The sequence below is a fragment of the Corynebacterium marquesiae genome (assembly GCF_030229635.1).
Lineage (GTDB): Bacteria > Actinomycetota > Actinomycetes > Mycobacteriales > Mycobacteriaceae > Corynebacterium > Corynebacterium marquesiae.
Window position 1 is genome coordinate 1 of the sequence record NZ_JASPII010000021.1, and the last position, 25,843, is coordinate 25,843.

At 58.8% G+C, this 25,843-nt stretch carries 25 protein-coding genes and 1 tRNA gene; 10 read left to right on the plus strand and 16 right to left on the minus strand.

Going from position 1 to position 25,843, the window contains the following annotated elements; translation table 11 throughout:
- Nucleotides 1-267 precede the first annotated feature (267 nt).
- Nucleotides 268-516: a hypothetical protein gene (locus QP971_RS10710; protein ID WP_284767202.1), complete on the plus strand. Its 249-nt coding sequence runs from the start codon at nt 268-270 to the stop codon at nt 514-516.
- On the opposite strand, the gene QP971_RS10715 is transcribed toward QP971_RS10710, so the two are convergent.
- The 3 genes from QP971_RS10715 to QP971_RS10725 form a co-directional block, all read right to left on the minus strand.
- Complete coding sequence (locus tag QP971_RS10715) at nt 513-983, minus strand: GNAT family N-acetyltransferase (RefSeq protein WP_284811808.1); 471 nt, start codon at nt 981-983, stop codon at nt 513-515. The genes QP971_RS10710 and QP971_RS10715 overlap by 4 nt on opposite strands.
- 101 nt (nt 984-1,084) lie before the next feature.
- Nucleotides 1,085-1,288 (minus strand): hypothetical protein, encoded by a 204-nt coding sequence (locus QP971_RS10720; protein WP_005326240.1) that lies wholly within the window; start codon nt 1,286-1,288, stop codon nt 1,085-1,087.
- A gap of 133 nt (nt 1,289-1,421) precedes the next feature.
- Nucleotides 1,422-2,162, minus strand: coding sequence for a hypothetical protein (locus tag QP971_RS10725; RefSeq protein ID WP_284811810.1), 741 nt, complete (start codon nt 2,160-2,162; stop codon nt 1,422-1,424).
- Between the two features lie 282 nt (nt 2,163-2,444).
- Here QP971_RS10725 and QP971_RS10730 point away from each other — a divergent pair, with 282 nt between their 5' ends.
- Both QP971_RS10730 and metE read left to right on the plus strand, forming a co-directional pair.
- Nucleotides 2,445-3,377 (plus strand): methylenetetrahydrofolate reductase, encoded by a 933-nt coding sequence (locus QP971_RS10730; RefSeq protein WP_269953998.1) that lies wholly within the window; start codon nt 2,445-2,447, stop codon nt 3,375-3,377.
- On the plus strand, nt 3,364-5,634 hold the full coding sequence (metE, locus tag QP971_RS10735; RefSeq protein ID WP_284811812.1) for a 5-methyltetrahydropteroyltriglutamate--homocysteine S-methyltransferase: 2,271 nt from the start codon (nt 3,364-3,366) through the stop codon (nt 5,632-5,634). Before QP971_RS10730 ends, metE begins: the two co-directional genes overlap by 14 nt.
- A gap of 50 nt (nt 5,635-5,684) precedes the next feature.
- Here metE and QP971_RS10740 read toward each other — a convergent pair whose 3' ends face one another.
- A complete protein-coding gene (locus tag QP971_RS10740; RefSeq protein ID WP_284811814.1) occupies nt 5,685-6,323 on the minus strand; it encodes a DedA family protein in 639 nt (212 codons plus the stop codon).
- 142 nt (nt 6,324-6,465) lie between these two features.
- Between QP971_RS10740 and QP971_RS10745 the strand changes: the two genes are divergently transcribed.
- Entirely contained in the window at nt 6,466-8,103 is a 1,638-nt protein-coding gene (locus QP971_RS10745; RefSeq protein WP_284811816.1) for a dihydroxyacetone kinase family protein, read from the plus strand.
- On the opposite strand, the gene QP971_RS10750 is transcribed toward QP971_RS10745, so the two are convergent.
- Nucleotides 8,063-8,722: an HAD family hydrolase gene (locus QP971_RS10750; RefSeq protein WP_284811818.1), complete on the minus strand. Its 660-nt coding sequence runs from the start codon at nt 8,720-8,722 to the stop codon at nt 8,063-8,065. The two genes, QP971_RS10745 and QP971_RS10750, sit on opposite strands and share 41 nt — an antisense overlap.
- Nucleotides 8,723-8,791: 69 nt before the next feature.
- Between QP971_RS10750 and QP971_RS10755 the strand changes: the two genes are divergently transcribed.
- The 3 genes from QP971_RS10755 to QP971_RS10765 all read left to right on the plus strand — a co-directional run bounded on the left by QP971_RS10755 (nt 8,792) and on the right by QP971_RS10765 (nt 11,823).
- Nucleotides 8,792-9,322 (plus strand): peptidylprolyl isomerase, encoded by a 531-nt coding sequence (locus QP971_RS10755; RefSeq protein ID WP_005326254.1) that lies wholly within the window; start codon nt 8,792-8,794, stop codon nt 9,320-9,322.
- A 107-nt stretch (nt 9,323-9,429) separates the two neighbouring features.
- On the plus strand, nt 9,430-10,083 hold the full coding sequence (locus QP971_RS10760) for a rhomboid family intramembrane serine protease (protein WP_284811820.1): 654 nt from the start codon (nt 9,430-9,432) through the stop codon (nt 10,081-10,083).
- A 306-nt stretch (nt 10,084-10,389) separates the two neighbouring features.
- Nucleotides 10,390-11,823, plus strand: coding sequence for a phytoene desaturase family protein (locus QP971_RS10765; RefSeq protein WP_284811822.1), 1,434 nt, complete (start codon nt 10,390-10,392; stop codon nt 11,821-11,823).
- On the opposite strand, the gene QP971_RS10770 is transcribed toward QP971_RS10765, so the two are convergent.
- The 9 genes from QP971_RS10770 to QP971_RS10810 all read right to left on the minus strand — a co-directional run bounded on the left by QP971_RS10770 (nt 11,795) and on the right by QP971_RS10810 (nt 21,628).
- Nucleotides 11,795-12,358 carry a hypothetical protein gene (locus QP971_RS10770; RefSeq protein ID WP_284811824.1) on the minus strand — a complete coding sequence of 188 codons (564 nt, stop codon included), beginning with the start codon at nt 12,356-12,358 and terminating at the stop codon, nt 11,795-11,797. The two genes, QP971_RS10765 and QP971_RS10770, sit on opposite strands and share 29 nt — an antisense overlap.
- 73 nt (nt 12,359-12,431) lie before the next feature.
- Nucleotides 12,432-12,701: a cell division protein CrgA gene (gene crgA / locus QP971_RS10775; protein WP_198492290.1), complete on the minus strand. Its 270-nt coding sequence runs from the start codon at nt 12,699-12,701 to the stop codon at nt 12,432-12,434.
- A 64-nt stretch (nt 12,702-12,765) separates the two neighbouring features.
- The gene (pknB, locus tag QP971_RS10780; protein WP_284811826.1) at nt 12,766-14,724 is read right to left on the minus strand and encodes a Stk1 family PASTA domain-containing Ser/Thr kinase; all 1,959 of its coding nucleotides are present in this window, start codon (nt 14,722-14,724) and stop codon (nt 12,766-12,768) included.
- Between the two features lie 3 nt (nt 14,725-14,727).
- Nucleotides 14,728-16,173: a serine/threonine-protein kinase gene (locus QP971_RS10785; protein ID WP_284811829.1), complete on the minus strand. Its 1,446-nt coding sequence runs from the start codon at nt 16,171-16,173 to the stop codon at nt 14,728-14,730.
- Complete coding sequence (locus tag QP971_RS10790; protein ID WP_284811831.1) at nt 16,173-17,603, minus strand: penicillin-binding transpeptidase domain-containing protein; 1,431 nt, start codon at nt 17,601-17,603, stop codon at nt 16,173-16,175. Before QP971_RS10790 ends, QP971_RS10785 begins: the two co-directional genes overlap by 1 nt.
- Complete coding sequence (locus QP971_RS10795; RefSeq protein WP_284811833.1) at nt 17,600-18,952, minus strand: FtsW/RodA/SpoVE family cell cycle protein; 1,353 nt, start codon at nt 18,950-18,952, stop codon at nt 17,600-17,602. The genes QP971_RS10790 and QP971_RS10795 overlap by 4 nt, the downstream gene beginning before the upstream one ends.
- A gap of 3 nt (nt 18,953-18,955) precedes the next feature.
- Nucleotides 18,956-20,320: a PP2C family protein-serine/threonine phosphatase gene (locus tag QP971_RS10800; RefSeq protein WP_284811835.1), complete on the minus strand. Its 1,365-nt coding sequence runs from the start codon at nt 20,318-20,320 to the stop codon at nt 18,956-18,958.
- Nucleotides 20,317-20,769: an FHA domain-containing protein FhaB/FipA gene (locus tag QP971_RS10805; RefSeq protein ID WP_005329668.1), complete on the minus strand. Its 453-nt coding sequence runs from the start codon at nt 20,767-20,769 to the stop codon at nt 20,317-20,319. Before QP971_RS10805 ends, QP971_RS10800 begins: the two co-directional genes overlap by 4 nt.
- Before the next feature lie 25 nt (nt 20,770-20,794).
- The gene (locus tag QP971_RS10810) at nt 20,795-21,628 is read right to left on the minus strand and encodes an FHA domain-containing protein (RefSeq protein WP_005326268.1); all 834 of its coding nucleotides are present in this window, start codon (nt 21,626-21,628) and stop codon (nt 20,795-20,797) included.
- A gap of 199 nt (nt 21,629-21,827) precedes the next feature.
- Here QP971_RS10810 and QP971_RS10815 point away from each other — a divergent pair.
- A tRNA-Leu gene (locus QP971_RS10815) sits at nt 21,828-21,915 on the plus strand.
- A 524-nt stretch (nt 21,916-22,439) separates the two neighbouring features.
- Here QP971_RS10815 and QP971_RS10820 read toward each other — a convergent pair.
- Nucleotides 22,440-22,811: a VOC family protein gene (locus tag QP971_RS10820; RefSeq protein WP_345791578.1), complete on the minus strand. Its 372-nt coding sequence runs from the start codon at nt 22,809-22,811 to the stop codon at nt 22,440-22,442.
- A gap of 67 nt (nt 22,812-22,878) precedes the next feature.
- Here QP971_RS10820 and QP971_RS10825 point away from each other — a divergent pair, with 67 nt between their 5' ends.
- Nucleotides 22,879-23,889 (plus strand): helix-turn-helix transcriptional regulator, encoded by a 1,011-nt coding sequence (locus tag QP971_RS10825; protein ID WP_205690673.1) that lies wholly within the window; start codon nt 22,879-22,881, stop codon nt 23,887-23,889.
- Between the two features lie 524 nt (nt 23,890-24,413).
- Here QP971_RS10825 and QP971_RS10830 read toward each other — a convergent pair.
- Nucleotides 24,414-24,890 carry a MarR family winged helix-turn-helix transcriptional regulator gene (locus tag QP971_RS10830; protein ID WP_005323677.1) on the minus strand — a complete coding sequence of 159 codons (477 nt, stop codon included), beginning with the start codon at nt 24,888-24,890 and terminating at the stop codon, nt 24,414-24,416.
- Nucleotides 24,891-24,991: 101 nt separating this feature from the next.
- On the opposite strand from QP971_RS10830, the gene QP971_RS10835 reads away from it, so the two are divergent.
- A complete protein-coding gene (locus QP971_RS10835) occupies nt 24,992-25,462 on the plus strand; it encodes a cupin domain-containing protein (RefSeq protein WP_005323679.1) in 471 nt (156 codons plus the stop codon).
- Nucleotides 25,463-25,843: the final 381 nt, after the last annotated feature.

The window sequence follows — 25,843 nt, forward strand, 5'->3', positions numbered from 1 at the left end:
AGCATATACTTTCCGGAAACCTACAGGTCAATCCGTGAAAATCCGCGATTCCGGACACACTTTTTGACCCTTAACCCGAATTGGCTGCGATCGCAACTTTCGTCCATACAAACCGTGGTTTCCGTCGACGGTTGTGCCGGTTTAGATGGACGAAAATCGTGAACAGCGAAAGAAGAGGGTGGAAGTGTGCAAGGTCGCGGGGGAGAAACTTTCAGTACAGTGAATGGGGAATCATTACTGTCCCGCGATACCACCAGGAGACCAAACATGACCGCCAACGCTCGCTACAGTGATCCCTTTACCTCCGCAGACAAGGAAGTTGCGGCGCCGGAGGGCGCGGAATTCGTTGTAGTGCGCAAGCGCGGTGAGGCCGCGGTGGATGGTGAGGTTGTGAGCTTTCACAGCACCCGCGAAGAGGCGCGCGAGGCAGTTATGGCTGGCCTGACCGAAGAATTTAAGACGGCCGTCGATAACGAGCCGATTTACGTCACCCACGCCCGCCTGCGTTCGCTTTAGAAGCGTTTAAGCATCACAAAGTGACCCGCGTGGCTGCCCACGTGCTCGAAGCCGAGGTGCTCATAGAGACCCTTGGCGCGGGGATTATCGGGGTGGACGGCTAGCGAGATGCCAGGGGCGCGCAGGGTTTGGGCGAGGGAAATGGCGGCGTCGATAAGCGCGGTGGCAATGCCTTGGCCCTTATAGCGGGCCTCGACCGCGATGGCGAGCTCCGGAATGGCGGGTTCGACAAAGCCAAAGCCGTGATTGTCCTCCGTGCCCCAATTGAGCCACACGCCGCCGGCCGGGACGAACTCCTCCCATGCGATGAAGCCGCCCTGATTGGGCTCCCAATTTTCCACGTAGAAGGAAAAATCATCGGCGAAGTCGGGGGAGAGCTCGCCGTGCTCGTCACCGAAAGTATCGGTAAGGAAATTGAGGCGGGCGAGGTAGGTGCGGTCAGATTCCTGGGTTGCGCGAAGTTCCATAAGATCCACGATAGACGGCGGGGCGGCAAGCGTGGGGTGGGCACGCGAAAAATCCCTTCCGTACAGGCCGGTGACCTGCAGGGAAGGGATTGTGCTAACGCTTAGGCTAGGTGGTAATTGCGGACGTCGTGACCGTTGAACTCGCGCTCGATGCCGGCCTCATCCACGGAGTGGAAGGTGGTTCCGTTGTCGATGGCGAAGCGCAGGTTATCCACGCGAGAGGAAGGGTCTTTGGACACCGCACCCGCCGGGAAATAGTACGTTGAGCCGTCTTTGAGCTTGACGGTGAGGGACTCAAAGCTCATTGTTCATCTCCTTGTAGAAAGATCCCTAATGTGGGAATTCAATCAAGAGATTTTTGTTTAGGCAAAGCAATGAGATCTAGACAACGCTACGCATACCCCCACGGCGGGGTGGTGAGCGTATCTATTCCTCGGTTTACAGGCGGTGCTTGCCCTCGTTTTGGTGGTCATCGGTAACGCGGGTGGTATCGGCCGGCTGAGCTGCTTCTTCCTCGCGGTGCTTGGCCAGCTGCTCATCGATGGAACCGAGGAGCTCCTCATCGCGTACAGCACCTTCTTCAACGAGGTCAGACTGGGTGTCATTCTCGCTGGTGGAGGTGTAGACCAAGGTGGACTCCGGAGCGGTGTGGGAATCGGACTGGAAGTCGTCCACGCGTGGCGGGGTCTGGGACGGCTTGTCGTTGGAGCGCAGCCAGTAGTAGGCACCACCGGCTGCAGCGGACAGCAGGGCGATGATGCCGGCGAAGATCCAGCCCTTAGAGGACTTCTTATTCTTCTTCTGCTTCTTGGCTACCTTGGCGGACTTCTTCTTGAGGTTCTTCTGGGCCTTCTGAGAATCCTTCTTGGCCTGCTTGCGGGCCTTCTTAGCCTTCTTGGTGGCTTCTTCCTTGGCGTCGTTCAGGCGCTCGGTGGCGTTTTCACGGTAGTCGTTGAACTCCTCCAGGGCGCGCTCGAGGCGGGAGTGTGCGGCGCGGGTAACGGCGCCTGCCTGACGGCGCGGCTCGGCGAAGGTGCCGTTATCGCGCTCGTCCATCTTCTGTGCGGCCTCTTCCAGGGCGGTGTAGGCCTCGCGGGACTTTTCCTCGCGGTAGTTATTGAACTGGCTCCACAGGTTCGATGCGGTCTTAAAGGCCACGTTCAGTGTGGTGGGGTTCATGGGGTGGGACACTCCTTAACTCAGATTTATCCATTCGCTTTCACCCAGCATAGTGACGTGGTGGTTGGTGTACCACCGTTCGCGTCGTGGCGTACAGCGGGCACACGCTAGAAATAGACCGCTTGGTTCAGAATCAACGATTATTATTCATCTAATTTTTCGCTAACCTCGCAGTTTGCGGGCTTGCAAAGGTATCACCATTGCACAGTCGCTACCGCGCTAACTGAACAGCTTGGTACGTTTTTCTCAACACACCAACGACGACCAGCAAAGGAGGTGACCATGAGCCCGCGACTTTCGGCTTCCGCGCCCTTGGACTATGAAAGTGAAGAGGAAGCACCTACGCCCGAGCGCCTTGCCCTTTCCTTTGAGGTAATCCCGCCGCGCCACGATGCCGATGCCGCCAAGATCGACCGCTTACTAGAAGTCCTGGAAAGCTATCACCCTGATTACATCGCGGTGACCAGTTCCCAGCGCTCCGGTTGGTTGGAGGGAACCGCGGCCTTCATTGAGAAGATTTCGCAGAACACCTCTATGCGCCCCCTGGCGCACCTGGCCTGCACGGCCGGGACGCGCGACGAGCTCATCGGGTGGATCAATCGCTTGGTAGATGCCGGCGTGCGCGGCCTGCTGGCCCTGCGCGGCGATCTCCCCGAAGGGGGCATGCCCGAGCACTACCTGCAACATGCCGATGAGCTGGTTCGCCTCATCCGCGAGCTGGAAAGCCATCAGGCTGCCCGCTTCGCCGCCGGCCGCCTCGCGGTGAGCGTGGCGTGCTATCCCAGCGGCCATGCCGAATCCAAGAATGAGGACGAAGACTTCGACGTCCTGCTCAATAAGCAGCGCCTCGGCGCGGACTTTGCCATCACCCAGCTTTTCTTTGACGCCGAGGACTTCCTCCGCTTCGCCCAAAAAGCCAAGCTAGCCGGGGTGAAGATCCCCCTCATTCCGGGGATTATGCCCATGACCAGCCTGCGCCGGTTGGAGCGAATGGGGCAGCTGTCCGGGTTGACCGTACCCGAGAGGGTGCGTACTCAGCTCGCGGCAGCGACAACCCCAGAAGAGGAATACGAAATCGGCATGGAGCTTACCGCCCAATTGGCTCGCACCATCGTGGCCGGCGGCGCGGACGGCCTCCATATCTATACCCACAACAACCCGGACATTACGCAAGACCTGTTATCTCGAATCGGAGTAGACAATGACGAACACTAATTTCCCTCAGGCGACGATTGAGGGCTACCCTCGCGTCGGTGCCAACCGCGAACTCAAGCGTGCGCTGGAATCCTACTGGGCCGGCCGCATCGATGCGGAAACCTTCGAGTCCGCCGCACATTCCCTGCGCCTGGATACTTATAACCGCCTGCGCGACCTGGGCCTTACTGAGGACTACGCCATTCCTGCCGACGTCGCCTACTACGACCAGGTGCTCGAGACCGCACTGACCGTTGGCGCCGTGGCCGGCGAGACCCTGGATGATGAGTTCACCTTGGCCCGCGGCAATAAGGACACCGCGCCGCTGGAGATGACCAAGTGGTTTGATACCAATTACCATTACATCGTCCCGGAAATCGCCGATGACCAGGACTTCAAGGCGCACCCGCAGCGCGTTATCAAGCTGGTAGAAGAAGCCCGCGCGGCAGGCCACACCGTGCGCCCGTACCTCGTCGGCCCGGTTACTCTGCTGGCCCTGTCTAAGCAGGCAGAGGGTGCTACCAAGTCTCCGCTCGACCGCTTGGATGATGCCGTCAAGGCCTACCAGGAGGTATTGGCCGAGCTGGATAAGTCCGGCGTGAAGTGGGTACAGCTGGCCGAGCCTGCGCTGGTAGCGGACCTGACCATTGCCAATGATGAGGAACTGGCCGCCCACACCAAGCGCGCCTATGAGGCAATTTTGGGTGCGGACAATCGTCCGCAGGTTTACCTCACCACCCCGTATGGCTCTGCGCGCAAGGGCCTCGAGGTTCTGGCCGAGCTCAAGCCGGAGGCCGTCCAAGTGGACCTTTCCGTAGGAACCCTGGCACTGGATGAGGGCTACCTCGATCGCGTGAAGAACCTGAAGTCCCACGTGGTTGCCGGCCTTATCGACGGCCGCAATGTTTGGGCCGCCAACCTGCGCGACCTGCGCTCCAAGTACGAGAACCTAGAGAGCAGCCTCGATTCCCTTTCTGTATCTACCTCCGTATCCTTGCAGCACGTGCCGCACACCGTGGAGGCAGAAACCAAGCTGCCGGCCGACGTCGCTACCTGGTTCTCCTTCGCCAACGAGAAGGTCAAGGAAGTCGTCGCCCTCTCCCAGGGCCCGCTGGAGGCACCGGAGGCTTATAGCATCAGCGACCGCGCAGTGCGCACCCGTGCCGAATCCGAGCGCATCCACAACGCGGCGGTGAAGGCGCGCATCGAGAAGCTGCCGGCCGGCGAGGTCAAGCGCGAGCCTGCCTTTGCTGAGCGCAACGAGGCGCAGAAGGAACTCGGCCTGCCGCAGCTGCCAACCACCACTATCGGCTCCTTCCCCCAGACCAAGGAGATCCGCCAGGCGCGTGCGGCGCACCGCAAGGGCGAGCTTTCCGACGCCGACTACAACGCCGCCCTCAAGGACGAAGTCAAGTCCGTCATTGAGCTGCAGGAGCGCCTCGGCCTCGATGTCCTCGTCCACGGCGAGCCGGAGCGCAATGACATGGTCCAGTACTTTGCTGAGCTGCTCGATGGCTTCGTCACCACCGAAAACGGCTGGGTCCAGTCATATGGCTCCCGTTGCACCCGTCCGCCAATCGTGGTTGGTGACATCTCCCGCCCGGCTGCGATGACCACCGAGTGGTCCAAGTACGCCCAGTCGCTCTCGGAGCACCACGTCAAGGGCATGCTCACCGGTCCGGTGACCATCCTGGCCTGGTCCTTCGTCCGTGATGACGTACACCAGTCCATCTCCGCGGACCAGCTCGGCGTCGCGCTGGCGGATGAGGTGCATGACCTGGAAGAGGCCGGCATCGACATCATTCAGATCGACGAGCCGGCCCTGCGCGAGCTGTTGCCGCTGCGTGAGGAAGACCGCAAGGCCTACCTGGACTGGGCCGTGCGTTCCTTCCGCCTGGTCGCGCTTGAGGCGAAGCCGACCACCCAGATCCACACCCACCTGTGCTACTCCGAGTTTGGCCAGATCATTGATGCTGTTGCTGGGCTGGATGCTGATGTCACCTCTATCGAGGCGGCCCGCTCCCGCATGGAGCTGCTGGAGGATATCGACGAGACCTTCCACTCTGAAATTGGCCCGGGCATCTACGATATTCACTCCCCGCGCGTGCCTTCCGTAGCGGAGATGGCCGAGCTCATCCGCGCCGCGCTCAAGCACGTGCCGGTCGAGCGCCTGTGGGTTAACCCGGACTGCGGCCTGAAGACCCGCGGCTACGAGGAGACCGAGGCCTCCCTGCGCAATATGGTGCTGGCTCGTGATGAGGTGCGCGAGTCCCTCTAAATCCTCCCTAATCGCACCGCAATCCCGGCTGAGTGATGGACAAAAGGTCCTTACGCGGCCGGGATTTCGCGCTTTTCCTGGCGGCGATTATTGATCCAGCCGATGATCATCGGCAGCACGGAAATTGCCACCACGATCAGCATGATGATGTCGATGGAGTGGGCAATGCCCGGGATACCGCCCAGCAGGACACCGACGAGCAGCATGGAACCTACCCAGCCCACGCCGCCGAGGATATTCCAGCGCAGGAAGGAGGAGTAGTCCATTTTTGCGGTGCCGGCGGCGAAGGGGACGAAGGTGCGCACAATCGGCACGAAGCGGCCCAATACCAGGGCCACCGGGCCATGGCGCTGGAAGAAGTCTTCCGCGCTATCAAGGTGTTCGGTGCGCAGGATGCGGGCATCGTCCTTGAAAAGCTTGCGGCCAAAGCGGCGGCCCAAGTAGAAACCCACCTGATCACCGGCAAAGGCGGCCACCGCGGCCACGACAAAGAGCAGCCAGGCGTTGATGTCGAGTTCGTGGCGCAGGATGGCCGCGGTAACGAGTAGTGAATCACCTGGCAAGAATGGGAAAAGCACGCCGGACTCGATGAAGATGACGACGGCGACGCCGAGGAGGATATAAGGTCCAAAGCTTTGGAGCAGCGAGCCTGCGTCCATGAGGTTGTGGAGGGAGGACAAGAAATCCATGTGCGGATCCTTTCTTAATGGTTCCTTTAGTATCCTCCGCAAACTGCAAAGTAGCTGCGAAGCGGCTGGGTGTCCGAATGGAACTGGTATGTTTCTTTTCTTCTCCTAGCTTCCGGGTAAGAAACATCACTAACGTGGGAGTATGAACCACTCCGCATTCCGCAATAGTCAAGACACTTTTCTCTCCGACGCCCTCGCTGGGCTCATCGCCAACCACCCCGATGCTCGCTGGCACGACGTTGGCTTCATTGGCCGCTCCACGCCGCTGCGCACCGCGGACGGTGATCCGGCAGTGGCGGTGATTTCCGGTGGCGGTTCCGGCCACGAACCGATGCATGCCGGGTTTGTCGGCCAGGGCATGCTCGCAGCGGCCTGCCCGGGATTGCTCTTTACCTCCCCGAACGCGGTCCAGGTCAGCGAGGCCACCCAATGGGCTGACCAGGGCAGGGGAGTAGTCCATGTGGTGAAGAATTACACCGGAGACGTCATGAACTTTACCGTCGCTCGCAACGCCGCCGAGGCGGTAGACACCCGCACGGTACTGGTGGCCGATGATATTGCCACCGATGGCAACGAGGACGGCCCCGGCCGCCGCGGTACGGGCGCGACCATCCTGGTGGAAAAGGTCGCAGGCGCCGCCGCCTACCGCGGCGATGACGTGGACACAGTCGCTGAGTTGGGCAAGCGAGCCGCGGAGAATTCCCGCAGCATGTCCGTGGCGCTGGGCGCCGGCTTCATGCCGACCACCGGCCGCGAAACCTTCGATCTGGATGCCGGTCAGATGGAGGTGGGCGTGGGCATTCACGGCGAGCCGGGCACGCACACTGAGCAGGTGGGTAGGGCGAGCGCCATTGTGAACCAGGTCCTGGATAAGATCGCGCCCGCCCTTGACCTGGGCCACGGCGATGAGGTGGTGTGCCTAGTCAATGGCCTCGGCGGCACCACCCCGCTGGAGCTGAGCCTGCTCTTTGGCGAGGCCTCCGCGCAGCTGGCCCAGCGCGGCGTCACCGTCGCCCGGTCGTTGGTGGGCTCCTACGTTACCGCGGTCAATATGCACGGCGCCTCTTTTACGCTGCTCAAGGCAGATGCGGAGCTGCTCGAGCTTATCGACGCCCCCACAGGTGCCCCCGCCTGGCCGCACACCCTGGGTGGTGCCAAGGCGGTGGAACCGGCCACCATCACCTTCCAGGATGAGCTGCCCACCGAGGGTGAGGAGAATCAGTGGCTCACCGCCTTTGTGGAGCGTCTCCAAGCTTCCTTTGAGTCACTTACTGAGTTGGATCGCAAGGCCGGCGACGGCGACTTTGGCCAGAACATGGAGGCGGCCTTTGGTGGCATCGAGCTTCCCCTGCGCGGCACGGATACTGAAATCTTCACCGGGCTAGCCAAACGCCTGCTCGTCCTTGCCGGCGGTACCTCCGGAGCCGTCTTCGGCACGCTCTTCAACGAGCTGGCCCGCGCGGAGTCGCTGGCGGACGGGCTCAATGATGCGGCCGACCTCATCCACGAGCTTGGTGGCGCGAAGCGCGGCGATCGCACCATGCTCGATGCCCTCATCCCGGCCGCAGAAAAGGCCCGCGAACTGGGGGCGAAGGATCCGGATGCGGAGACTTTGCAGGCGCTTTTTGATGCTGCCCATGCCGGAGCCCTCGACACCGAGGACCTCGCGGCAAAGAAGGGCCGCGCCTCCTACCTGGGAGATCGCAGCAAGGGAGTAATCGATCCGGGCGCCATCGTGGTCAGCTGGCTTTTCGGGGGAGAACCTCTCTCAACGCGCTAAGCGAGCGCAGATCCCCATCGCCCGCACGGTCGAGGTGGAGCGCGTGCAGCCCGGCCGTGCGCGCGCCCTGCACATCGTTGGCTAGGGAATCGCCCACCATGAGCGTGTCCGCGGGGGCCGCACCCAGCTGATCGCAGGCGGCGAGGTAGGCCGCGCGCTGCGGTTTGGGGCAGCCGAGGTCGACGGTGGGGATGAGGTGGACGTCGGCAAGCGCAAGGCCTGTCGCCTCCAGCTTGGCCTGTTGCATCTCGCGCTCGCCGTTGGTGAGAACGCCCACCTGGAAGCCGGACTCGAGCGCCCAGGTGAGGGTGGGCAAGGCATCGGCAAAAGCGCGCCATTGCTCCCGGTAGGCGGAAAGATAGCCGTCATAGGCGGCCAGCGCCTCGGCATCGCTCATCTCTCGGCCGAGGAATTCGCGGCAGCGCGCCGCCCGCTGGCCGTGGTGGGAGACCTCGCCGCGCTCATAGGCGTGAAACCACTTTCGTTCAATGGCCGCGAACCGCGCATGCTGGCCCTCGGGCAGGCCGAGTTCGCGGCACCACTGATCTACTGCGTCCCGGGCCGCGCCGGTGTGGTCGAGCAAGGTGTCATCCAGATCAAAAAGTAGCGCGCGAATCATGCCTTCAGGCTAGCGCGATCGCTGACAGCGTTATGTCATGCGCGGCAGGCGCGCGTTAAATTCTTTACAATGGCTGGCATGACTCAGAAGACCGCAACTGCAACGATGCATACCAACTACGGTGACATTGTTATCGATCTCTTCGGTAACCACGCACCGGTAACCGTTGAAAACTTCATCGGCCTGGCCAAGGGCGAGAAGGACTACTCCACCCAGAACGCAAAGGGCGAGCAGTCCGGCCCGTTCTATGATGGCGCAATCTTCCACCGCATCATCGATAACTTCATGATCCAGGGCGGCGACCCTACCGGCACTGGCCGCGGTGGCCCGGGCTACCAGTTCCAGGACGAGTTCCACCCGGAGCTGCAGTTTGACCGCCCATTCCTGCTGGCTATGGCCAATGCCGGCCCAGGCACCAACGGCTCCCAGTTCTTCATCACCGTGGCGCCGACCCCGCACCTGAACAACCACCACACCATCTTTGGTGAGGTTACCGATGCTGCCTCCCAGGAGGTTGTGTCCAAGATCGCCAAGGTTGATACCGACCGCATGGACCGTCCGCACGAGGACGTTGTTATCGAGTCCATCGATATCGCGTAATCGCTTTTCCCTCGGGCCCGTCACCGCATTTCCGTGCGGCGGCGGGCTCGTTGCAGTTTTACCCCAAGCAATCTACCGCTAGACCCGCCCCAAGGACTGACAACTTCATGACCATGGTGAGAAACTATATCCGCGCTACCCCGGCGACCGCGCTCATTGCCGCCGTTTGCATCATTGCTTGGCTTATTACCGCGGTGCAGGCCCGCACGCTAGGAGCTACCTTCTATGATTCCCCGCTCGCAGCGGATTGGGGCCTGTGGGGACCGGATTATCCCTTCCGCCCTCAGGCTGCGCTGTCTTCGGAGTTTATGCACCTAGACGCGGGCCACTTGGCGGTGAATATGGTCATGCTCTTGCTCATAGGCAGGGAAGTGGAGCGGGCGCTTGGCACTGCGCTGTACCTCGCCGCCTACCTCATTTCTTGCCTCGGCGCGTCCGCCATGATCTTGAAATTCGACTTCAATACCCCCACCGTCGGCGCTTCCGGTGCGCTCTTCGCGCTCATGGCCATGCTGGTGGGTGCTTACCGCCAGCGCGGGCTCGATCTCCGCGCGCCCATCGCCCTCGTTCTGGCGAATGTGGCCTATACCTTTCTAGCCGATGGTGTATCCCTGTGGGGGCACTTGGGTGGGTTGTGCACAGGCATCGTGTTGAGCCTTTTCCTCTATCGAAAAAGCCCCACCCTCCGCTGGGGCGGCGTTGCTGCGGTGGCCGCGGTAATCCTCGTACTCTTAGCCCACCAAGCTGGGGTTTGGGGATAACTGTGGAATTTGATCACCGGAAAGCGTGTGCGAAAGAATTCCACAATGGTTATCCACAATGTGGATAACTACATTTTTGTAATTTACCGAACGTCTTTCCGGAGTTTTCCCTGATCACGCTGGTCTAGGCCGTGTGAAAGTGTGAAAATCAGCTTGTGGAAGCCCGTGAAAACAGTTATCCACAGGGTGTTAATAATTGTGTGAAATTCACATTTCACAGGTTTTCTCCACAGCCTGTGGATAACTTTCTACCCATTGTGTTAACAAGCCTGATAAATTCGGCTATTGACCTGCATAAGGAGCATTGTGGATTATCAACCTCGCGCTGTGATCGTCGGCGCAGGCCCGAATGGACTCACGGCCGCGGCGCGCTTGGCTATGGCCGGATGGAGTGTGGATATCTACGAGCGCGCCGGCCGGGCCGGTGGTGCGGCAGCATCCTCCGCGGAGATTTTCCCGGGCACGATTGTGGATCTCGGCGCGGCTGGGCACCCCTTTGGTGTAGCGAGCCCGGCCTTTCGCGCCCTCGACCTGGAAGCCCACGGTCTGCGGTGGCGCAATGCTCCTTATCCCATGGCCCATCCGTTAGAAGGCGCGCCGGCCGGGATCTTGTACGGTTCTTTGGCGGACACGGCGGTGGATTTGGGAGCCGATGCCCAGGCGTGGAGGCGGTTGCACGGGCACATCGTCCGCCACATCGATGAGCATGTGGACAATGCGCTTACCCCGTTGGTGCGTTGGCCCGAAAGACCCGTGCGCTTGGCGCAATTTGGCGCGGCCGGAGCCCTGCCTGCCAGTAGTCTCGCGCGGGCGGCCTTTCGCACACCCCAGGCTCGCGCGCTCTTTGCAGGCAGCGCGGTCCATGCGATTACCTCGCCCACCACGCCTTTGACCTCGGCATTCGGCCTGCTCTTTGGCGGGCTAGGCATGACCCGCGGCTGGCCCGTGGTGGAGGGTGGCACCGGTGCTCTTATCGACGCCCTCCTTAACCTCCTACGCTCCCACCACGCCCGCCTCCACACCGGATGCGAGGTCACCGATCTGCGGGAGCTGCCTCCGGCCGAAGCGATCATCCTGAACCTGACCCCGCGCCAGATAATGCGGCTGGGCGGTCTGGAACTGCGGGGCGGCACTCGGCGGAGCCTGGCGCGCTGGCGCTATGGCAGCGCCGTCTTCAAAGTGGACTTCCATCTCAGCGAACCCGTCCCGTGGGCCGATCCGCGCGTGGGTCAGGCCGGCACCGTGCATGTGGGTGGCACCTTGGAGGAGATATGTGGGGCTGAGGGGGACGTCGGCAAGCGGCGTATGCCTAAGCGACCCTTGGTATTAGCATGTCAGCAATTTGTTGCCGACCCCTCCCGAGGGCAAACGCTGTGGACCTATGCGCATGTCCCGCGCGGCTATGCGGAGCGCTATCCGGGTGAGGTCACCGAGCTGATTGTCGCCCAGATCGAGCGCTTTGCCCCCGGATTTCGCGATACCATCCTGGCCACCCACGCTACGAGCCCGGCCGATCTGGAGCGATGGAATCCCAATTTGGTGGGCGGTGATATTGCCGGCGGTGCCATGACTGGGCTGCAAACCCTCCTGCGTCCACGTTTGTCGGTCCATCCGCACCGCCTCGCCCCGGGGGTATTTGTGGCCTCTAGCTCCGTCGCTCCCGGCGCTGGCGTGCACGGTATGCCGGGGTGGTGGGCAGCCGAAGAAGCGCTTAGCGCGTGGAACGACGCTGCCAAATAAAGAAGCCCGCACCGATGAGCCAGAGAGTCGCGGCGGCGAAGTACCCAGGAATGGTCGTGGTGCGGGGGAGGTAGGCACTGCCTGGGATGAACCCGGCAATCACGGGCTCGAGGAGGAAGCCAAGGACAGCGAGATAGTCGAACCAGCGGAACCGGGCTGCGGCCGCGCCGGCCAGCCCCAATACCGGTCCAGAGATGAGCGCCAGGATAAACCACTGGGCGTTGTACTCGAATGCCTCGCGCCAGTTATATACACCGAAGACCACGAGCAAGGCGTAGTGCACGACCAGCATGATAACGATGATTCCCGTGCCGGCCAGGAGTGCTTTGAGCCACCGGCCCGGAAAATCCTTACCCATGAGGTAGCTAAAGATTCCCCACACCATGCCCGAGCCCAAGACGTTGCCTAGGTAGTTGCGCACGGAAAGGCGGAGGGGAGCGGCGCCGGTGAGGAGGGTGGCGTCGGCAAACGCGATATGCACGGCCGCGTAGGCAACCGCAATGATGAAGCCAGCAGCAAGAATATGGCGAGACATTTAGCTCCTAGATATGAAAAATCCTCGCCACCTACAGGAAGTAGGGGCGAGGGAACAGGCTGGGAGCTCTAGCTTAGCGCCAACCCATGGTCATCAACAGGCCAATGATGGCGAGCCCGAAGCCAATGCCGTAATTCCAAGCGCCGAGGTCTGCCATGAACGGGATGTCCTGGCCAGCGAGGTAATTGACCACAAGCCACAGCAGGCCGATGACCATCAGGCCCAGCATGATGGCGACGTACCACTTCGGGGTGCCCTCAGAATTGATCTTGACGGGCGTGCGGTTGGTAGTAGAGCTCGAGGTAGGGACGGAGGAGCTCTGGGAAATCTTTGACTTCGGCATAAGATACCTTTTCTAGATTTAAGTTCTTATCTAAGTTCTTACTGAGGCCTTAGGATACCAGCAGTTATGGCTGCGGCAGAAGTGCAGCGGGGTCGAAGTTCCACAGGCGGATATCAATATTTTGATCCTTGCGCATGGTATCGCCCGGGTTCACAGACGCCCAGCCAATCTTATTGGCATCCACCAAGGCACCGGTAGGTGCCGGCTCGCCCACGATGAACTGCCCGGTCCAGCCAGCCTCCCGCAGCGCAGCCTCAGCCTGGCCTTGATTCTTGCGTACCAGGTCAGGGGCCTTAAAGAGCATTCCATTGGATACCTCAACGGTAACCGGCTTGCCCTTTTCCAGCTCTGCGCCCTGATTGGAGACGCTAAGCACCGTGCCCTTCGGCTCCAAGGAGTCTACCTCGCGCACGTCTACATCAAAGTCATTCGACTCTAAGCGGCTCTGGGCATCATCGACATCCATGCCGGCAACATCGGGAACGCGCTTCTTCTCGACGCCCTTAGATACCGTCACCCGCACCTTCGATCCCTTGGACAGCTGCGTGCCGCCGGCCGGGTCCTGCTTGATGATCTGGCCGGCTGGGGAGTCGTCGTTTTCCTCCGAGACATCGGAGTTGAGCGTCAAGCCCGCCCCTTCGAGGGCCTGAGCGGCCTCATCCAAGGTCATGCCGGTGATATCCGGAACGTCCGTAATCTCCTTGCCAGAGGACACAGTCAGCGTGACCGAGGCGTTCTTCTGCAGCTCGGAGCCTGGGGCCGGATTAATGCGGATGGCATTATTGCGTGGAATATCCGGGTTGGCCTCCTCATTGACGGTGACCTGCAGACCCATGTCTTCTAGTTCCTTGACCACCTCGTTGCGCGGGCGGTTTTCCACCTCTGGCACGGTGATTTTTTCCTCGCGCGCCGATTGGGTCTGGCGTGGCTTATCTTCAGAGTCTTTATCGTTGGAGAAGAAATCCCAGGCGAAGTAGCCCACGATGGCCACCAAGAGGGCGGCCAGGAACGCTGCCAGCCACTTCATCCAGCCGCCACCCTTATTCTCATCGTCCTCGGTGGGGCGGGTGGACTGGATTGGCGCGCGGTGCGCGGCCGCAGCTGGTGCGGCGGCGCCGACCATTTCGGTAGGCTGCTCGTCTTCTTCCTCGTTGACGTGCATGCGCGCTGCAGCGGTGACCTGCCCATTGCGCAGGCGCTCCAAATCGCCGGCCATCTCCCAAGCGGACTGATAGCGATCCGCCGGGTGCTTGGCCATAGCGGTAAGTACTACCGCATCGATATTGACGCGTTGGGTAGGAGTCAGCGAGGGATCCGCGATGAGCTCCGACGGCGGGGTCGGCTCTTCCTGCACATGCTGATACGCAACCGCAAAGGGGGTTTCGCCCTCAAAAGGAGTATGGCCAGTAAGCGCCTCGTAGAGCACACAGCCCAGCGCATAGACATCGGAGCGGGCATCCGCGTTCTTACCGCGGGCCTGCTCCGGGGAAAGGTACTGGGCGGTGCCGATAACGGCGGAGGTTTGCGTCATCGCCGAGGTGGAGTCATCCAGTGCACGGGCGATGCCGAAGTCCATCACCTTCACCTGTCCGGTGTTGGTGAGCATAATATTTGCTGGCTTGATATCGCGGTGAATAATCCCGGCCTCGTGCGAGGCTTGTAGTGCATCCGCTACCGGTTTGAGGATATCCGCCGCTTCCTGGGCGGACAGAGCTCCGTCCTCGCGAATGATATCGCGCAGGGTGCGGCCATTGACCCGCTCCATGACGATATATGGGATGGTCATGCCATCCAGCTCGGTTTCGCCGGTGTCATAAACCGCCACGATATTGGGGTGATTCAGCTTGCCCGAGTTCTGGGCCTCGCGGTAAAAACGCTCGCGGAAGTTGACGTCGCGCGCCATTTCTGGGCGGAGCATCTTTACCGCTACTTGGCGGCCTAGGATGGTGTCTTCGGCAGCATAGACCTCAGACATGCCGCCGGTGCCGATGATCTCGCCTCTCCGATAGCGGTCATTGACCATCGCTTAGTCACCCTCCTGTGTAAGTAGATCGGCCAAGTCTCCGGGGAGCTCATTAGCCTGCGAGTTTACTGGAGTATCCAGCTCAGGTGTAGTTTCAACGTGCGTATCCTGCGGATTCTGTTGCGTCGGCACGGCCGGGGGCTGTTCCTGGCGGGTAGGCGAATGGCGCGTGGGTGTCTCGCGGTGAGTCGTGCGCGGGGCCTCTTCCTGATCGGATTCCTGCGGCTCGGTCTCTGTCACCGTCACCGGTGCAGGGGCCTCTTCCGTATCTTCGTCCGGGGTGTCCTGCGGGGTGGTGGTGGGATCGCGGTACTCCGTAACTACCGAGGTCTCCGGAGTGCTGGAGGGCTCGCTTTCTCCCTGGTTATCGCTCAAGTTGTGGTAGGCGGCGTAACCACCACCGGCTACGGCTGCGAGGAGCAGGGTGATACCCAGGCCCTTCAGGAAGGAGGATCCGCCCTTGGACTCTTTTTGCGGAGCGGTGCCCGCAGCCGGGTGGATCGTGGTGGGCTGGGCAACGTTGCCCAACATCTCCGTCGATGCGGACGGAGAGGGCTCAGGTGCGCGTTGCGTTAGTGGGGCGGACTTAGGCTGCGGCGGGCGCTTGCCCAAGCGAACTGCGGAGATGGCCAGAGTGAACTCATTGCCATCGGCGTAGCGGGTCCCCGGGTCCTTGCGCAACGCAATGCGGATGAGTTCGCGAGCCGGAGCGCTGATATTCGTCGATAGTGGCTCTGGCTCCTGGTTGATGTGCGCCAAAGCGATGGACACGGAGGAATCTCCGGTAAAGGGACGCTTGCCTGCCAGCATTTCATAGCCGACGACGCCGAGCGAATAGACGTCGGAAGCCGGCGTGACGTCCTTGCCCTGTGCTTGCTCGGGCGATACATATTGCGCGGTACCCACCACCATGCCGGTGCGGGTCAGCGGCACGGCCGCGGCCGCCTTGGCGATGCCAAAGTCCGTGATCTTGACCTGGCCATTTTGCGTAATGAGGAGGTTGCCGGGCTTAATATCGCGGTGGACCAGCTCCATGCGGTGAATGATGGAGAGGCCATGCGCCGCCTGCTCGAGGACGTCGAGAGCGAGCTCTTCTTGCAGCGTATTTTCGCGCGCCAAAAGGTCTGCGAGGGATTCACCGCGCACATACTCCAAGGCCATGAAGCAGAACTTGCGGCCGTTATCCTCTAGCTCGCGGTAGTCATAAGTGGCCACCACGTTCTCGGACTGAATGGATTCGGCCGATTTTGCCTCGTTGCGAAAGCGCGAGAGGAACTCCTGGTTATCGGAAAATTCCGGGCGCAGAACCTTGAGCGCTACCTCACGATCATTGCGGGTATCATCGGCCAACCACACGGTGGACATTCCGCCGTGACCGATGATCCACTGCAGCTCGTAATCGCTGCCAATCAGTGCCTGGAGATGTTCCTTATTCTCGGCGCTATTCATTACTGCTCCCCCTGGTATGCGCGCAGGATAGCGCGGCCAATTGGGCCGGAAACCTTGCCGCCCGTCGCGGACTCACCCAAGTTACCACCATTTTTCACCACGACGCCTACCGCGATATCGCGTTCCGGATCGAAGGCAACGTACCACACATGCGGGGCCAGCCCCTCGCCGTGCTCGGCGGTGCCGGTCTTGGAGGCAAAGCCGTTACCGTCATAGCCCCAGGACGAACGCTCGGAGGCATACATCAAGTCAGTAAGCGTCGCCGCAGTTTCCTCATTAACCGCCTGGTCCGCCTTCTTCGGCTTGGTGGTGCGGACGTCCTTCATCTGGGCGTCGGTAATGCGACTGACCAGGTAGGGCTGCATGCGGGTGCCCTTATTGGCGACGGTGCCCGCCATGACGGCTGCCTGCAGCGCGGTCATGGTGACGTCGCGCTGGCCAATGGCGGACTGCGCCGTGGCCGACCCATCCGGCAAATCACCCAAGGTGCCGGCGGAGGTAGACACGCCGAGGTCGTAATTCTCGCCCACGCCAAAGGCCTTGGCGTACTTGCGCAGCTCATCAGCGCCGAGCTGCTCCGACATTTCTACAAAGGCGGTATTGCACGACAGCGCAAAGGCGGTCTGCAGGGTCACCGCATCCTGACCATTGCACTTTTGGTTGTCGTAGTTAGTCAGCTCCGTCACCGTATCCGGCAAGGTAATGACATTGGAACCGGTCAGGGTGGAGGAAGGATCAAAGCCATTGTTAAGGCCCGCCGCGGTGGTGATGATCTTGAAAATGGAGCCAGGAGGCAAGGTCTCTGCACCGGCGTGGTTGACCAGCGGCTGCCCCTCCTGCTCCTGCAGGTTGGCCCAGGTCTCCTCGGCAGAATCACCCATTAGATCATTGGGGTTGTAGCCGGGGTTGGAGGCCATAGCTAGAATCTTGCCGGTGGAGGGCTGAATGGCAACCGCCGAGCCTTCGTAGCCAGGACCCACGAGCTGATCGTAAGCCGCCTGCTGGAGCGCAGGATCGATGGTGACCTCTACGTTGGCGCCCTGCTTCGGCTTATCGGCCAGTGCATCGAGCCAATTCTGCTTCATCAGGGAGTCATCGGTGCCATTGAGGATGTCATTTTGGGAGGACTCTAGTTCCGAGGCACCAAATTGGCTCGACAAGTAGCCGGTTATGTTGCCAAAGGCCGGTGAATCAATGGGGTAGGAGCGCGAGTAGGTCTCGTCTGGGTTCTGCGTCGACTGTGCCAATACGGTATTACCCGCAAAGATTTGGCCGCGCGGGGTGGTCTGCATTTCCATGAAGCCGCGCATATTCCGCGGATTATGGGCATATTTATCTTCAGAAAAAGCCTGAATCACCGTCAAGTTGACCAGCAAGATGGCCGTCAAAATGATGGCGAACAGCGACACTAGACGGATGGATCTATTCATCGGTGAGCCTCCTGGACCGACGGGAACATGGAGGTATCGCTCGGAGCATTGCCCGAGGTCTCCTGCATGGGGCGACGAGCCGCGTTAGAGATCCGCAGCAGAATCGCCAACAACACGTAGTTAGCCATGAGAGAGGAACCACCGGCAGACATGAATGGCGTGGTCAGGCCGGTCATCGGCAGCAGTGCAGAGATGCCGCCTGTGACCACGAAGACCTGCACGGCCAAGGTAAGAGAAAGACCAGATGCTACCAGCTTGCCGTAGGTATCGCGGGTGCGCAGAGCGGTACCGAAACCGCGGGTGACCAGCATGGCGAAGAGCACCAGTACGGCGGCTAGGCCAATGAGGCCGAACTCCTCACCGATTGCGGCAAGGATGAAGTCCGAGTGGGCCACCGGAACTAGTTCTGGATGCCCCTCGCCCAAGCCGCTGCCAGAGATTCCGCCAGAAGACATGCCGAATAGCGACTGGGAAAGCTGGAAGCCCGTGCCATCATAATTGCCCAGCGGGTCTAGGAAGTTAGAAAAACGCTGCTGGATCTTGGAGGAAATCTGGTAAATGCCAAAACCTCCGACGCCGACGAGAACGACGCCGATAAGTAGCCAGCTCACCCGACCGGTGGCCATGAATAGCATGCCGAGGACGGTGCTAAACAGCAGCAGTGCCGGGCCGAAGTCATTGGAGATACCCATGATGACGATCGCGATGGCCCACACGATCAAGATGGGTGCGAGGTCGCGAAGGCGCGGCAGGGAGATTCCCAGTACGCGGTATCCCGCCACGGTAAACAGGGAGCGCTTCTGCGTCAGCAGCATGGCGAAGAACAAGATCAGCAGGATCTTGGAGAACTCACCCGGCTGGATGGAGAAGGGGCCCAGGTTGAGCCAGATGCGTGCCTCTACGCCGTCAGGCTGCGGCCACACCAGTGGCAGGGCCAGCAGGACGAGGCCGGCGGCGCCCAAGATATAGGAGTAGCGCGTCAGCGACCTGTGATCCTTCAAAATAGCTAAGACCAGCACAAAGAGTACAAGTCCGACGATGGTCCACATGACCTGACGCACCGCGAGCCCGCTTTCATTGACCAGATCCAGGCGGGCCAACATGATGAGCCCCATGCCGTTGAGGATCGCCACAATCGGCAGCATGATTTGATCGGCATGCGGCGCTAAGAAACACATCACCAAGTGGGCAACGGTGAAGACGCCGATGAATCCGCCGATGAGATAAACCAGGTCCATCGTCAGCGCATTGTCTTGGGATAGCTCCAGGCTGACCAGAGTAATAGCGAAGACAATGGCGGATAGGATGAGCAGGCCGAGTTCGGTGCCTCGGCTAAAAAACTTTTTCACAACCTACACCTCCCGGCAGGTAACGCCAGGCTTGTTTTTCTTGGCATCCTTTTTATCTTTTTGGCTCGGTGCAGTGATACATGGCTTGAGCGCCTTATCGCCCAAATCATTGATCTGTTGCTGCACCTCACCTAGATCACCAGTGGAGAGATGGTCGACGGCGCTGCGTTCAGATTCCGGCAGGTCCGTGACCTTCAGCGGCGTGAAGTCGCCCTCGCACGGCTGGCTGGAAAAGAGCAGCGAGTTGCTGTCATTAATGCACACGTTTTGGTGCGTGGAGTGTAGTTCCTTGCCAAAGACGGAGTAGTCAGCACCCTGTTGGATAGTGATTTCCTGCGCCTCGTTGGTGGACACGTAGTAGTTATTGGACAAGAAGTTCTTCGCCCACAGACCGAAACCGATGACCAGCGCGAGGACGATGAGCAAAGCAAGGAGAACCTTCCAGCCGATCTTTCGGCCAGAAGTTTCGTCCTCCGCTTCGTCATCAGCTGGCTCGGGGCGCTCCTCCTCACCATCGGCCATGACGGCCGGTGGAATTACTTGCGGCTTGCGGGAGAGCTGTGCCGCCCGGGAAGCAGAAGAATCCGGATGGGTTGGTTCTTCCGTAGGACCCGCGAGGGCGCCTACGCGGAATGGTTCGTGCTCCTGGGGGCTTTCCTCGGTTACTTCACCGATAACCACGGTGACATTATCCGGACCTCCGGAGCGGATGGCCAGGTCCACTAGGTTGGAGCCGGCCTGCTCAATGCTGCCCTGCCCCAGTGCGGTTTCAATAGTGGAGGCTGTTACCGGATCCGAAAGCCCATCGGAGCACAACAGGATACGGTCGCCGGGCTTGGCGTCGAGGGTAAATAGCGTTGCCTCGACCGGGCGGCCCGTATAGGCCTTTAGAATGAGGGACTTTTGCGGGTGCGACGAGACATCGCCTGGGTCCAGTTCGCCCTTATCCACCAAGGATTGCACGTAGGTATCATCCTTGGTGATCTGCTCGAGCTTGCCGTCGCGCAGCAGGTAGCCGCGGGAATCACCCACGTGGCAGACGCCGAAATCCGTGCCGTTAAAGAGCATGGTGGACAGCGTGGTGCCCATGCCTTCGGTCTCTGGATGGGCTTTGACGTGGTCACTGATGGCCTCATTGGCCTGCTCGGCGGCCGCTTCTAGTAGCGCCGCAGTGTCTTCCTGGCCCGGATCTTGATCCAAGATTTCTAGGTGGTTGACCATCAGCTCGGAGGCAACCTCGCCCGCCGCGTGGCCACCCATGCCATCGGCCAAAATCAAAAGGTGAGGACCGGCGTAACCTGAGTCCTCGTTGTTATCGCGAATGAGGCCGCGATCGGACTTAGCAAAGAAGTTCAGCTTCAGTGTCATGCGTTCAACCTCACGGTAGTGCGCCCCAGCTTAATTTCGGAGTCCGCGCCGACTACCTCGGGTTGGTCGATGCGCACGCCATTGACAAAGGTGCCATTGCGAGATTCCAAATCCTCCACAACCCATTCGCTGCCGCGGCGGAATAGCCGGGCATGGTGGCCAGAAGAATAATCGTCGCCCGTGACAAAATCGCAGTCCGAGGCGCGGCCCAGCGTGCAATCCTCCAACGTGCCCAACTCCATATGGGAGCCCTGCAGGGGACCCTCCACGATGGACAGCTGCTTAATCGCTTCCCGACGCCGCGGTGCGCCAACCTTCTTCGACTGCTGGCGGATAGCACCGGCAGATTTATTAGTATCGCGGCGCATGGCGTTCAAGGCCACCAGGATAAAAATCCAGAGCAGAGCCAACAAGCCGATGCGAAGCGCCAGCATGATGACTGCATCCATGGCGACCTCCCTTCCTTAACTGAACTTAGTAGCTGTGCGAATCAAGGCCCGTAATGCGGACCTCGATGTGGGAATGGCCCATGGTGATCACATCGCCATCGGCAAGCAACCAATTATCAATCGGCGTTTCATTCACCGTGGTGCCATTGGTGGACTGCAAATCCACCAGCACCGCGTCTTGGCCGTTCCAGGTGATCTCCGCGTGCTGGCGGGAAACACCTGTATCCGGCAGGCGCAGGTCCGCGTCATTGCTGCGGCCGATAATATTGGAGCCTTCCTGGACGTGGTACACGCGGGACGAGCCGTCCTGCAGCATCAGGTTGACTGCTGGGCCCTGCGGCTGCGGGGCGGGTTGACTATCTGGAGCAATGAAAGCGGTAGTTACTGCGTCATCAGCCGTATTCTCGTGCTGCTCGGTCATCTGGTCCTCCTGACCATCAAAGTCGTGGAAAATAGCCTCAAATCCGGTCTCTTCCGTGGGCTCGTGATCAATAAACGAGGACACGCGAAGCTGACCCGTGCGCAAACCAGATTCTTCTGCCACTCGCACGATCACGGGGCCCGCGAGGGACCATCCGCTATTGCGAATGAAGCGCGACAACTGGTCTGCACAATCGGCCGGCAAATTGCGATCCTGCGACAAGTTCTCCAAATCCTTGGAGGAGACACCCACAGTCATTACGTTCGGACTATAAAGGTTGTCATCGTCGCCGCGCGCGAGATTGTCCTGAGCTTCTTGCTTCAAAAGCTCATCAATTTCCGCGGGAACGACCTTGCCGCCGAAGACAAGGGCCATGCCATTATCAAGGCCGCGTTGCATGGCGGAGTCCAGCTTCGCCAGCTTTTCTAAAAACGCCACGAGCCATTCTCCTTTCCACCATGCAGCGATCAGTAGCGATCAGTATAGTTTGTTCACTACCTCGAAACGTAGATGGCGACGCGAAAGTTCCCAGAAATTTCCCTTCTCTTTGCCCGAAATAGTTTATTTTTCCTGCAGATTTGTAGTTCTGAGCAGCATTCGTGGTATCTTTATCAAGTCGCTAAGACATCCACACCCTGCCCGGGTGGCGGAATTGGCAGACGCGCTGGCTTCAGGTGCCAGTGTTCGATAAGGACGTGCGGGTTCAAGTCCCGCCCCGGGCACCATGAGCAGTTGTACAAACTGCGACACCGGAGGTAACAAACTCGAAAGGGTTCGTGACCTCCGGTTTCTTTGTATTTCTGAACTTTAGCGGTCGAGGATTGCAAGTGTGGGGATTTACATCCTAACTCCCGCTCTCGGCTGTTAAACTCTTGTTTTCGATGGTGTCAACAAGTCATCTTGCTTGTTATCTTGATCTGACGCCCTGGCATTGGGTCTTAGGCATACTGTGTAGGCAGTCGGTTCGAAGTCGGACGACTTTGCTGGGCTTGGATGGCAAGGTTGAGCGGCTAATTATTTTATCGGGTGATTTAGTAGTTCGTTTGGGGGGCTGGGGCTTTACGTTTGCGGTATCTCAGCTGGGGCCCATAAGCCAGTCAGTTTTTAGGGATTTGTTGTACGGGAAAGCCGGTGTACTTAATTCTTTCCCGGCTTTAGCTCCCACTTTGGGGCACTTGGAATCCTCCAACTGAGATGTTTTCCTTGGGGTGTTGGAGGATTTCCTAGCTGTTGAATCCCGATTTAAGAATTAATCGACTGGGCTGACGCGGATAAGGTTTCCATCAGGGTCGGCAACTACGAAGGTGCGGCCGAAGACGTCATCGTAGGGTGGCTGCACAATTTGGACTCCTTTTGATTTCCATAGACGGTATGTCTCATCAATGCGGGTTGCCGGTCCATCCAACATCAAACCTATTTCGCTTGTTCGCGGTGCTTGTTTCTCCATGTGGGTGTTATGGCCGGTCCATACAGCAAACAGGACATCCTGTGAAATTTCGAATGCTACATATCGAGGACTGATGAACGATGGCTGCATGTCGAATAAATCGCTGTAGAAGGCAGTCGAGGTCTCGACATCAGAGACATAAGTCAGGAAAAGATTGGGGGTTGGCATTGCCATTCTCCTCTCGGTGAGTGGTGTTGTTTACGTGGCCAAAGCGCATTGGACCAAACAAACCTGACAAGGAGTGTCATATTCCGAAAAATATTGTGGTTCCAGTGATAATTGCGGCATGAGATCGGCGCGACTGTTGTCTATGCTCTTGTTGTTGCAAACACGAGGCCGTGTTACGTCTGCGGAGTTGGCTTCACATTTTGAAGTTTCGCAGCGCACAATACTGCGTGACGTTGATGCGCTCTCGGCCGCGGGGATACCTGTTTATACGGAGCAAGGTATGCATGGTGGGATTGTGCTTGATAGGCGTTCTCGGTTGAATGCTTCTCGATTGGATCCGATTGAGATTCAGCTGTTGAGGATTCTTGGTGTTGGGGCGGATTCACTCGCGCACTTGGGGTTTGGCCAGGACATCGCCTTGTTGCAGGAGAAGTTGAACGCAGTCTCATTCTCTAGAGCATCCGATACTCATAATTTGGAAGAGAAGGTTCTATTTGATTCCAGTGGCTGGTTTAGCAATGAAACCCAAAGCGACTTAGAAGGTCTGCTGGAGGCTGTACGGAATGAAGCTCGAATTGAGGTGTTGTATCGCCGAAGTGGGGACAAGAAGCTGCAACGTGCTGTGGCTGATCCTTATGGGCTTGTGCACAAGGGTAGACGTTGGTACTTGGTCGTCGATGTCGATGGGGAACCAAGGATGTTGGCAGTCTCGCGCTTGGAAACCTTTCGCGTTTTAGGTCAAGCTGCTCAGCTTCGTCAAGGGCAAAGTTTGGCAAGGGTGTGGGCGCAGCTCGTTGCAAAATTGGAAGAAGACATGCCTGTTCGTATCACCGCACTTCTTCGAGCGAATAGGCTTGATATGGCATCTCGCATTTTGGGATCACGGCTTATCCACCATGAACCCGTGGACGAAGACTTTGTCCGTATCGTGGTGGGATATGCGGATATTCAGGGGGTAAGGCAATTGCTTCAGTTTGGGGACCATATCTGGATCACTGATCCCCCAGAAGCGGTAAAACTCACTGCTGATCTGGCTAATGAACTTGCGAAACGACATAGTGGGACCACAAGTCCTGGATCATAGAGACCATTGATGGGCATCGGGATACCGTCGTAACACCTCTGCTGAAACGGAAAGAAGTGCGCTAACAAACTAAGAGCCCTCGAGAGTCTGGGGTTGCCCGCAATTTGTGGACACGTAGTGGAGCTACCTAGTGGTGAGGCAGCTATTTCTTTTCTGTTTGTGGTTAGACCAATTCGGTTCTCGAAGTCGACGGGGCTGGCCATCCCGAGTGCTTCAGTGCCGGCGCCGACGGTTGTAGACGACTTCAATCCAGTAGGCAACGGCCTTCCGTGCGGCATCACGGCATCGCCATCATTGGCGACCAGCACTTGTCATTCCGTGTTTGGTGCACACCCGCTTTAGATGGGGCATCGAGGAGGATTCCTATTCATCCTCTCATGGTGAACCTAGGCAGCTAACACACCGGCACTCCACCGGGGTATTTAAGGACCCAGACTGGGTTATCCCTCCAGATAAGTGAAATCATCCTAATAGCAACGCGCCAGAATGGCTAACCATCTAACCTCGCCAACACATCGTTTCGTTTAGACCGAACTTTCTTTGCTCCAAGATCGTAGCAATTCGAGCAGTTCATCCTGTTGTGTACTGGACAGGTGGTTGAGTGCTTTTCGCTCAGCTGTGGCATGGGCTTCAACGATGGACATTATTCGGTCGCGTCCTTCTGGCGTTAGTGTCAGAGTTTTTCCTCGCTTATCGCTGAGATTTATTTCTTCATCAATGAGTCCTTGCTTCTTGAGCTTGTTAAGTCTTCCGGTAATTCCGGCCTTTGACAGAAGTAGGTCGTGTGCAAGTTGTCCCGGGGTGATGTTTTCCTGGCGGAGGATCGTTGCTAGAACATCGAAGTCGCCTGGAGCTAATTCAGCTTGTTCATGGATGGTCGTCACTTCGTTTTTGATTGCTCTTAACAGATGGGTGAGGCGAAGAGTTGTTTCCATTGCATCCACATCGACGTGGGGATTTATCCTCGCCCATTTGTTCATGGCTGTGGAGATGGGGTCCATTTTGTTCCTTTCGGGTTGCTGAAACTTAGTGTAGCGCCTGACAAAAGAAGTTCGGTAGCGAACTATATAGTTTGTCAGCGAACAATCTATGGAGATTTGAGATGTTAATTTCTGAACCCGAAATAGTGGCAGATGCTTCCTCCTCTCGCCTTCCGAAGGCAAGATTGCTGGTGGATGCCTCGGATGCAAAAGGAAATGTAAGTGTACAAAACATTCAACTTTTTGATGGGGGCGAGGGAGCCGTCCCACATTTTCATAGGATTTCGTGTGAGTTCTTCTACGTCACTAAAGGGGAGCTGGAGTTTTGGGAGGATGGCCAAATTTACCAGCTAGGCGCGGGTGATTGCGCATTGGTTCTTCCGGGAGTTCCTCATGCTTTTGGAGCCGCTAAGGGTAGCGACGCGGATGTACTGGTAACTATCGCACCCGGTGTGGAGAGGTTTGAGTATTTCCGTATCTTGGGCGGGATAGTGAGTGGCAAGGTTCCTGAAGATGAGCTTGCCCGTCGAGAAGATGAATTCGATACGTATTTTGTGGATGCACAAGATTGGAGAGCGCATAGAGGAGGATAGGGATCCAGAATCTACGCTGCTTGCACTCTGGATGAAGGGGGGCGGACTGCGAGTGCCTTAGAGGATTGATTATTGCCAAACATGTCAAATCGGAATTCGAAAGCAGATATGCCAGTCCTACAATTGGCAGGGTTAGCGTTTGCCGCTTTCTTGGCCATAATGACCGAGACCATTCCTACGGGGGTTTTGGTTGATATGGGTGAGTCCTTTGGAACGACAACGGGAAAAGTAGGACAGTTTCTAACCGTTTATGCAGCTGGATCTGTGGTGGCTGCAATACCGGTGATGGCGGCAACTCGAAAAATGAAGTGCCCCGGGTTTTGTTCCTAGGCATTTGCCTTGATTTCTATTATTGCTTGCGGCGGGTGCTGGTCCCAAAAT

Coding starts and splice junctions, on each gene's coding strand:
- QP971_RS10720 (WP_005326240.1), bottom strand. CDS start 1,288: ATGAGCTTTGAGTCCCTCACCGTCAAGCTCAAAGACGGCTCAACGTAC.
- QP971_RS10750 (WP_284811818.1), bottom strand. CDS start 8,722: ATGATTCGCGCGCTACTTTTTGATCTGGATGACACCTTGCTCGACCAC.
- pknB (WP_284811826.1), bottom strand. CDS start 14,724: ATGGTCAATGACCGCTATCGGAGAGGCGAGATCATCGGCACCGGCGGC.
- QP971_RS10715 (WP_284811808.1), bottom strand. CDS start 983: ATGGAACTTCGCGCAACCCAGGAATCTGACCGCACCTACCTCGCCCGC.
- QP971_RS10790 (WP_284811831.1), bottom strand. CDS start 17,603: ATGAATAGATCCATCCGTCTAGTGTCGCTGTTCGCCATCATTTTGACG.
- QP971_RS10835 (WP_005323679.1), top strand. CDS start 24,992: ATGTTAATTTCTGAACCCGAAATAGTGGCAGATGCTTCCTCCTCTCGC.
- QP971_RS10745 (WP_284811816.1), top strand. CDS start 6,466: ATGAACCACTCCGCATTCCGCAATAGTCAAGACACTTTTCTCTCCGAC.
- QP971_RS10730 (WP_269953998.1), top strand. CDS start 2,445: ATGAGCCCGCGACTTTCGGCTTCCGCGCCCTTGGACTATGAAAGTGAA.
- crgA (WP_198492290.1), bottom strand. CDS start 12,701: ATGCCGAAGTCAAAGATTTCCCAGAGCTCCTCCGTCCCTACCTCGAGC.
- QP971_RS10830 (WP_005323677.1), bottom strand. CDS start 24,890: ATGGACCCCATCTCCACAGCCATGAACAAATGGGCGAGGATAAATCCC.
- QP971_RS10725 (WP_284811810.1), bottom strand. CDS start 2,162: ATGAACCCCACCACACTGAACGTGGCCTTTAAGACCGCATCGAACCTG.
- QP971_RS10760 (WP_284811820.1), top strand. CDS start 9,430: ATGACCATGGTGAGAAACTATATCCGCGCTACCCCGGCGACCGCGCTC.
- QP971_RS10710 (WP_284767202.1), top strand. CDS start 268: ATGACCGCCAACGCTCGCTACAGTGATCCCTTTACCTCCGCAGACAAG.
- QP971_RS10785 (WP_284811829.1), bottom strand. CDS start 16,173: ATGAATAGCGCCGAGAATAAGGAACATCTCCAGGCACTGATTGGCAGC.
- QP971_RS10755 (WP_005326254.1), top strand. CDS start 8,792: ATGGCTGGCATGACTCAGAAGACCGCAACTGCAACGATGCATACCAAC.
- metE (WP_284811812.1), top strand. CDS start 3,364: ATGACGAACACTAATTTCCCTCAGGCGACGATTGAGGGCTACCCTCGC.
- QP971_RS10820 (WP_345791578.1), bottom strand. CDS start 22,811: ATGGCAATGCCAACCCCCAATCTTTTCCTGACTTATGTCTCTGATGTC.
- QP971_RS10800 (WP_284811835.1), bottom strand. CDS start 20,320: ATGACACTGAAGCTGAACTTCTTTGCTAAGTCCGATCGCGGCCTCATT.
- QP971_RS10740 (WP_284811814.1), bottom strand. CDS start 6,323: ATGGATTTCTTGTCCTCCCTCCACAACCTCATGGACGCAGGCTCGCTG.
- QP971_RS10805 (WP_005329668.1), bottom strand. CDS start 20,769: ATGGATGCAGTCATCATGCTGGCGCTTCGCATCGGCTTGTTGGCTCTG.
- QP971_RS10770 (WP_284811824.1), bottom strand. CDS start 12,358: ATGTCTCGCCATATTCTTGCTGCTGGCTTCATCATTGCGGTTGCCTAC.